The organism is Pseudomonadota bacterium (assembly GCA_010028905.1).
Taxonomy (GTDB): Bacteria; Vulcanimicrobiota; Xenobia; order RGZZ01; family RGZZ01; genus RGZZ01.
Genome location: RGZZ01000267.1, coordinates 1 through 7023, shown reverse-complemented (window position 1 = coordinate 7023; position 7023 = coordinate 1). Strand labels below are relative to the sequence as shown.

Genomic DNA, 7023 nt, shown 5'->3' with positions numbered 1-7023 from the left:
CTGGTGGTCTACGCATTGATGACCGCGCTGCTTGCCCTGGCCGTTCCGCTGGCCTCCCAGGCGCTTGTGAACACGATTGCCGCGGGCGTGTCGCTTCAACCCCTCATCGTTCTCACCGCGGCTGTGCTGGTGGGGCTTCTGTTCGCAGGCCTGATTCAGGTGCTGCGCGATTCCCTTGTCGAGGTTCTGCAGCAGCGCGTCTTTGCGCGGGTGGCCCTGCGGCTTGCTCGGAACCTGCCCCGCGTGGAGGCGCGAGCACTCTCCGAGCATCACGGCTCGGAGCTGATGAACCGCTTCTTCGATGTTCTCACCGTGCAGAAGACCTGGTCGAAGATCATGCAAGACGGCCCCGGCGCCGTGGTCGAGATCATGATCGGACTGAGCCTCCTCTCGCTCTACGGCGCAAGCATGCTGGCACTAGCCCTGGCGCTTGTGGCAAGCGGTGTCTTCGTGCTCGTACTCTGCTCGTTCGGAGGGCTGCGAACGCAGCTGCGCGAGTCGCACGAGAAATATCTCGTCGCAGGCTGGCTCGAAGAGATGAGCGAATGCCAGGCCGCGCTCAAGCTCAGCGCGGCGTCAGACTTCGCCCTCGACCGCACCGATGCGCTGGTGCGCGGATACGTGCTTGCGCGACGCGCTCATTTCCGCGTGCTGCTTCGGCATCTCACCGCCCACTATCTCTTGCAGGCCGTGGCCATCGCCGCGCTCCTTGGCCTCGGAGGCTGGATGGTGATCACCCAGTCCTTCACCCTCGGACAGCTGGTCGCCGCCGAGCTGGTGCTCATGTCGGTGATGAAGGCGGCCGACAAGCTGGTGAAGCTCGTCGACCCGTGGTACGACCTTCTCACCGCGCTCGAGAAGGTGGGCGTGCTGCTCGACCTGCCCCTGGAGTCGCGCGGTGAGCGCAGCCTTCCAGGCAAGAGCGAGGGCATCGAGATATCTGCGCAGAGCGTGCGCTTTGCGTACGGAGATCATGTCGTGGTCGACGACATCGATCTGCACATCCTCGCCGGAGAGAAAGTCGTACTGATCGGTCCGAACGGCAGCGGAAAGACGACATTCGGACAGATGGCGGTCGGACTGCTCTCCCCAGATCGAGGACTGCTTACCCTCGACGGAATCGACGTTCGTGACGTCACCCACGAAGCGCTCAATCAACAGGTCTCGGTGGTATGGGGGCGTAACGAGATCTTCGACAGCACCCTCGAGAGCAACGTGGTGCTCGGCCGCCCGCACAGCACGGCCGAGCTGCAGCAGGCGCTCGAGCAGGCGGCCGTGAGCGATCACCTCCCTTGGCGTCCCTGGACCCTGCTGTGCGTCAGCCATCGCCTCGAGACGGTGGAGCGCGCCGACCGCGTTGTGGTCATCGAGAAGGGGCGCATCGTCGAGGAAGGCCCGCCCAAGACGCTGCTCGAAAAGCGAACGAGCCGCCTGCGCGCAGCCATGGCGCTGGAAAAGGAGTCCACCCGTGTCTGACCCGCATGGAGAAACCCACCTGTCTGGTGAGACGCTTGCACTTCCTTCCTCAGCCCAGCGGGGAACCTCGCTCGACCTCGTGCGCACGGGGGGAGCGCTGCGCGTAATCGCCTTCATCCTCTGCCTCATGGTGGCGCTCTCCGTCGCCGCCCTGGCCTGGGTGCCTTGGCAGCAATCGGTGGTGGGACGAGGCGAGGTCACGGTGTTTGCCCCCACCGAACGGCCGCAGACCATAGAGGCCCCCATCCCCGCCCGCATCGCCCGATGGACCGTGAAAGAAGGGACGGCAGTGAAGAAAGGCGAGCTGCTCTGCGTGCTCGACGACATCGAGTCGCGGTTCCTCGATCCGGCCCAACCGAAGATCCTCGAGGCCCAGATGGCCGCAGTGCGCCAGCGACGGACGTCGGTGCAGGCACGACTCGACGCCCTCGAAGCGCAGCAAGCCTCGATCATGCGCTCGCGGGACGCCGCGCTTGCCGTGGCCGCGCAGAAGATCTCGCAGTCACAGGCGCGCCAGTCGATGGCCGACCAGTCGGCGCGGGCTCAGGCCCAGGGTGTCGAGACCGCTCGACTGAACTACAGGCGCGTGAAGCATCTGCAATCGAACGGCCTCCGCTCGACCCGTGACCTCGAGCTCGCCGAGCTCGACCGGGTAAAGGCAGTGACCGAGGTCGAACGTGCCCGAGCGGCGTGCGATGTGGCACGGCGCGACGTGGAAGGCGCGCGGCTCGACCGCGCAAAGGTCGACGCCGACACCTCGGCCAGCCTCGTGAGCCTCGATGCCAGTCAGCAGCAAGCGCGCGAGGCGATTGCGTCGGCTGACGCCGAGCTCATGAAGCTCGAGGCCGATCTGCACAACCTCGAACGCCGAACAGAGCAGCGGAACGTCTTCGCGCCTTGCGACGGAACCGTCGTGCGCATCTTCAAGGCGGGAAGGGGCGAGAACGTAAAAGCCGGAGACGACCTGTGCGTGCTCGTTCCAGAGACCACCGACACTGCCGTCGAGCTCTACGTGAGCGGCTTCGACGCGCCGCTGCTGTCGGTGGGAAGACCCGTGCGGCTCATCTTCGACGGTTTTCCCGCCGTGCCGTTCGTTGCGTGGCCCTGGGCCTCAGTGGGCACGTTCGCGGGACGCATCAGCGTCATCGACGCGGTCGACGACGGCGCGGGTCGATTCCGCATTCTGGTGAAGCCGGATCCGTCCCTCGCGGAGGGTCGGTGGCCTCCTCCTACCCGCCTGCGTCCCGGCGCCCGCACGGTGGGATGGGTGATGCTCGACATGGTTCCGCTCTACCGCGAGGTATGGCGACGCCTGAACGCGTTCCCTCCCACCGTGGAGATCGAGAAGCCGAAGAAGGACGGCAAGGACAGCAGCAAGGGCGACAAGGACGAGAAGAAGACAAAGCCGGTGCTGAAGCGATGACACAGCCCTTCCTCGATGCCCTCAAAGGGTTCGCGGGTGTCGCGCTGATCATGCTGGCCACGATCTCCTCGGCACCCGTCGCAGCCCAGCCCACACAACACGCGCAGCCCCCCCCCTCCGATGTCGTCCCCCTGCTCAGCACGGCGTCGGCGCCAGACACGACGGGCGTTCCCGTCAACACCGCTGTGCCCGCGCTGAGCACATTCTTGCAACGCGTCGAGCAGTTCCATCCGAAGATGCTGGCGGCGCGCATCGACCGCGACATCGCACGGGCCGCACTGACCGAGAAGCGTGGGGCGTTCGACCCGCAGCTCGAGGTCTACGATGACTACATGCGATACAACGGCGGCTCAGGAAAGGCCAAGCAGGCCACCGACAACACCGTCGCGGTGGGCTGGCTCACCCCCGATGGCCTGAAGATGGCGGTGGGCTACGACTACGACCGCGGTGCGGTGAAATCTCCCTTGAGCCCGACCGGCACTGGGGGTGAGGTCTTCTTCGATCTCAAGCTCCCGCTGCTGCGCGGCTTCGGGATCAATCCGAAGCGCGCTGCTGAGCGACAGGCCATTGTGAAGACGGGAACCGCCGAGGTCTACTTCGGCCTCACGCGGCTGCAGGTGCTCCTGGCCGCCAGCACCGCCTGGTGGGAGTGGAGTGCCGCGGAGCGGCGCCTCCAGGTGCAGCGTGATGTTCTCGACGTTGCCGCGAAACGCGCCGCGCTCATCAGAAAGCGCGTGGAGGCCGGCGACCTCGCCCCCTTTGACGGCGTCGAGGCCGATGCCGAGGTGGAACGTCGACGCGAGGTGGCAACGAAGGCCGAGCGCGACGTGCAGAAGGCCGCCTTCAAGCTGTCGCTCTACGCGTGGGACGCCGACCGCCAGCCGGGTCCGCCCCCTCCGTCGAGTGCCGCCATCGAACGCCTGTCGCTGAGCAGCGTGACAGACGAAGCGCTCGGCAAGGCCACGCTCGATGCCCTGGAGACCCGACCGGAGCTTCGCTCGCTGAGGCTCGAGCGACAGATCGTGGGCATCGATCTCGACCTGGCGCGCAACGACAAGAAGCCTCGCGTCGACTTCTTCGTGCAGCCGGGGTACGATGCGGGCAACGGTGGTGTTGGAATGACCATCAAGACCGGGCTTAGCGTCACCATACCGCTGCGCACCCGAGAGGCCGACGGTCGCATCGAGGCAGCACAGCTTCGACTGTCACGCCTCGATGTGCAGCAATCGAACGATGTGCAGACCATCGTCATCGAGGTGCGTGACGCGGTCAATGCGGTGAACAATGCGGTCGAGCGTCATGAGATCGCCTCGAAGGCCCTGGCGCTGGCCGAGAAGCTCGAGCAAGGCGAGCGCCTGCGCTTCGAGCTGGGCGACGGAACCCTCTTCCTTGTGAACCAGCGCGAGCGGGCCACCGCCGAGGCGCGCCTGAAGGTCGTTGACATCGAGGCGGACTACGCGGCCGCGCTCTACACCCTGTGGGCGGTGAGCGCGCGACTGTGAAGCATCTCGACATCGCGATCCGGGCGATTCTGGTGAATGCCTGCGCCCTCCTCATCGCCGCGCTGCCCGCGGAGGCCCAGGCTTCCAGGGCGCCGCTGGAGCGCCGGTGCGTTCCCGTGCTTCCCGCCTGGCGCGTTCCGGCCATCGTCGCAGCGCTCGGGGGGCATGGCGAACACGCGCTGCGCCACCTGCTCGAGGCCTGCCGGCGCTCGTATCGTGCCGCCACGGTGACCAGCGGCTTCGCTGACGCGCGCGGCGTCTCCCGATATCGGAAAAGCCCTGGCCTGCACCTGGGCTACGACGTGGCCATGCCAGCGGGCACGCCGGTGCGCTGCGCGTGGTCCGGGACGGTGGTGCGCGTCACCCCGTGGAGCGAGACGGAGTGGGGGATCACGGTGCGCCACGAAGACGGGAGCGAGGCCACCTATGGTCATCTCTCGACGCCCGCGACATCCATCGGCGATCGGGTTCCAATCGATCGCGTGCTGGGACTCGTCGCCATCGACCACGTCGATGTGAAGATGCGTGACGCTGACGGACGTCCCCTCGACTTCGGCGCGGTGAGCGAGACGTCAGGTGATGTCACGGCCGACTGGTTGCGGGCGCGCTTCGCGGCCGCGGAGGCAAGTGACCGCCTCCACGCCGTGCGCAGCCGCACCGCAACCATCCGCCGCAGCCTTTCCGCTCCTCGTGACGATGGGCAAAAAGACGCCCTGCGCCTCGAGGCCGGCCTCATCTCCCTTCGTGAGGCAGAACGACGCGCACAGGCGCGCGCACGAGCGCAAGACGAGCAGCGCCTCGCGCAGCGCACGGCAGAGTTTCTCGAAGCAGAGGTCACGCAGCTCACGGTGCAGGTTGCGGCTACGAAAAAGGCCCTGGCCCGCGCAGAGATGCGGGCCAGAGCCGAAGGCAAGCGCTGGGCCGACGTGGAGCAACGCATCGCCGCCCACCTGGAACGAGATGCGACGCTGCGCGCGAAGGTGGCGCGGGCGAGGGCCTTGGCGAGCGCCGAGCGTCCATGGCCATCCACGGTTCGGCCGAATCACGCCAGCAGACTCGAGGCCCTCTATCGCGAGGGCGTCGTGAGCAGGCGTCAGCTCGAGATCGCGACCGGACGTGCCGCACCCGCCCTCACCGACGAGCAGCCCGACTGACGGGTGGTCGTTGAGAGCCAGGTCAGGCGATGCGCTTGAGCACGTGAAAGCCGAACTTCGTCTTCACCACGCCGGAGAGCTCTCCCGGCTGAAGCGTGAAGGCCACCTTGTCGAACTCCGGCACCATCTGCCCGCGGCCGAACGAGCCCAGGTCGCCTCCGGCGCGACCCGACGGGCACTGCGACAGCGCGCGGGCCTTCTCGGCGAAATCGGCGCCGGCCTGCAGCTCGGCGAGAAGCTCGCACGCCTCCTTCTCGTTGGTGACCAGGATGTGGGCGCAGTGCACCTTCTCGCGACGAAACAACGATCCCATGACAGACCTCCAGGGGGCGAGCATGCCGCTCACCGCACTCCCCCATTCCTCCGTCGCAGCGACACTCTCCTGTGCGCGAACGTGGCCCCCGTCAGCCGGGCGGTGGGTATTCGGGCTGCACGGGAATGTAGCGCTCACGGCGCAGGCCAAACCGCTCCGGAACCGAGGTGGACGGCGACGCGACCGTGAAGGCAACGGCGTTCGACGACAGCGGCTCTCCGGCTGCGTCACGCCAGTCCATATCGAGAACGAAGCGCTGCCCCGGAGACGCGTCTGGGGGGACGCGCCAGCGCACCCCGCAGAGCGAGAGAGACGAATCCGGCGCCACGTCGACCCGCGTCGAACCCTCGAGCAGGGCACGCTTCTCATCGTCATCGGCCCGATAGACCCGCCAGCGCACCGACGTGTCAGGGAACGCCCCACCGAGGTCGTTCACCAGCCATAGGGTGGCTCTCAAGTCACCCCCTGCCTTCACCATCGAATCGGTCCACTCGATGCTCGCCAAGGTCGGATGCATGGCCGCAGACATGGCCTCCCAGGCCATCTTCGGCGTTCCGGCGTGATCGCGAACCCCGAAGCACGCCGACGGCCAGGCATCCTTGAACATGAACGGGTATACGCCGGTGGAGGGGGCGAACCGGAGCCGTCGGCAGTGCTCGACAAGATACTTGACGTAGTCTGACTGGTACTGCTGCGACGCCGTGACGTAGTCATCGATGTCCTTGAACGAATCCCAGGGGCCGATGTTCACCCGGGACGGCCACGCCTGGAAGTCGAAGGCCTTCCACGTATCGGCGTGCTCCGAAGGAGGCCAGCGCGCCTCATCTGGGATGAAGTCGAGCAGCGATCGGGGCACCGCCACCGTTCCCAGCTCGCTGGCCAGCGCGGGGCGCTTGTCGTTGAACGTTGTATACGAGCCTCCCCAGGGCGGGAAGTACCAGCCGGGATAGTAGTGCTCTCCCATGCCAGAACCTTCCTTGTGACCGCGAGATGGATCGATGAGCGCCGCCGTGCGATCGAGAACCCGGTCGAGCGTCGCATCGTGCGGCAGCGATTCGTTGTGCGCGTTCCAGAGAAAGATGCTGGGATGGCGACGCAGCTCATTGATCATTCCGCTCAGCTGAGCCGTTGCCTTCGCCTGGAACGCCGCGTCAC

General features: G+C 66.6%; 6 protein-coding genes. 5 read left to right on the top strand and 1 reads right to left on the bottom strand.

What is annotated here, in order from left to right; genetic code table 11:
* The first annotated feature begins 18 nt into the window (after positions 1-18).
* Genes EB084_16420 through EB084_16405 form a run of 4 tightly spaced genes read left to right on the top strand, consistent with a single transcriptional unit; the run spans position 19 to position 5555 of the window.
* Positions 19-1476 carry an ATP-binding cassette domain-containing protein gene (locus tag EB084_16420; protein NDD29842.1) on the top strand — a complete coding sequence of 486 codons (1458 nt, stop codon included), beginning with the start codon at positions 19-21 and terminating at the stop codon, positions 1474-1476.
* Positions 1469-2899 carry a biotin/lipoyl-binding protein gene (locus tag EB084_16415; protein ID NDD29841.1) on the top strand — a complete coding sequence of 477 codons (1431 nt, stop codon included), beginning with the start codon at positions 1469-1471 and terminating at the stop codon, positions 2897-2899. The genes EB084_16420 and EB084_16415 overlap by 8 nt, the downstream gene beginning before the upstream one ends.
* Positions 2740-4401, top strand: a complete 1662-nt coding sequence (locus tag EB084_16410; GenBank protein NDD29840.1) for a TolC family protein — start codon at positions 2740-2742, stop codon at positions 4399-4401. The genes EB084_16415 and EB084_16410 overlap by 160 nt, the downstream gene beginning before the upstream one ends.
* Positions 4377-5555, top strand: a complete 1179-nt coding sequence (locus EB084_16405; protein ID NDD29839.1) for a hypothetical protein — start codon at positions 4377-4379, stop codon at positions 5553-5555. The genes EB084_16410 and EB084_16405 overlap by 25 nt, the downstream gene beginning before the upstream one ends.
* A gap of 22 nt (positions 5556-5577) precedes the next feature.
* On the opposite strand, the gene EB084_16400 is transcribed toward EB084_16405, so the two are convergent.
* A complete protein-coding gene (locus EB084_16400) occupies positions 5578-6243 on the bottom strand; it encodes a hypothetical protein (GenBank protein NDD29838.1) in 666 nt (221 codons plus the stop codon).
* Positions 6244-6611: 368 nt separating this feature from the next.
* Here EB084_16400 and EB084_16395 point away from each other — a divergent pair, with 368 nt between their 5' ends.
* On the top strand, positions 6612-6818 hold the full coding sequence (locus tag EB084_16395) for a hypothetical protein (GenBank protein ID NDD29837.1): 207 nt from the start codon (positions 6612-6614) through the stop codon (positions 6816-6818).
* The last annotated feature ends 205 nt before the right edge of the window (positions 6819-7023 follow it).

Excerpts from the sequence above, each read along its gene's own strand:
- EB084_16420 (NDD29842.1), top strand. The coding sequence starts at position 19 with ATGACCGCGCTGCTTGCCCTGGCCGTTCCGCTGGCCTCCCAGGCGCTT.
- EB084_16400 (NDD29838.1), bottom strand. The coding sequence starts at position 6,243 with ATGACGATGAGAAGCGTGCCCTGCTCGAGGGTTCGACGCGGGTCGACG.
- EB084_16410 (NDD29840.1), top strand. The coding sequence starts at position 2,740 with ATGGGTGATGCTCGACATGGTTCCGCTCTACCGCGAGGTATGGCGACG.
- EB084_16395 (NDD29837.1), top strand. The coding sequence starts at position 6,612 with ATGTTCACCCGGGACGGCCACGCCTGGAAGTCGAAGGCCTTCCACGTA.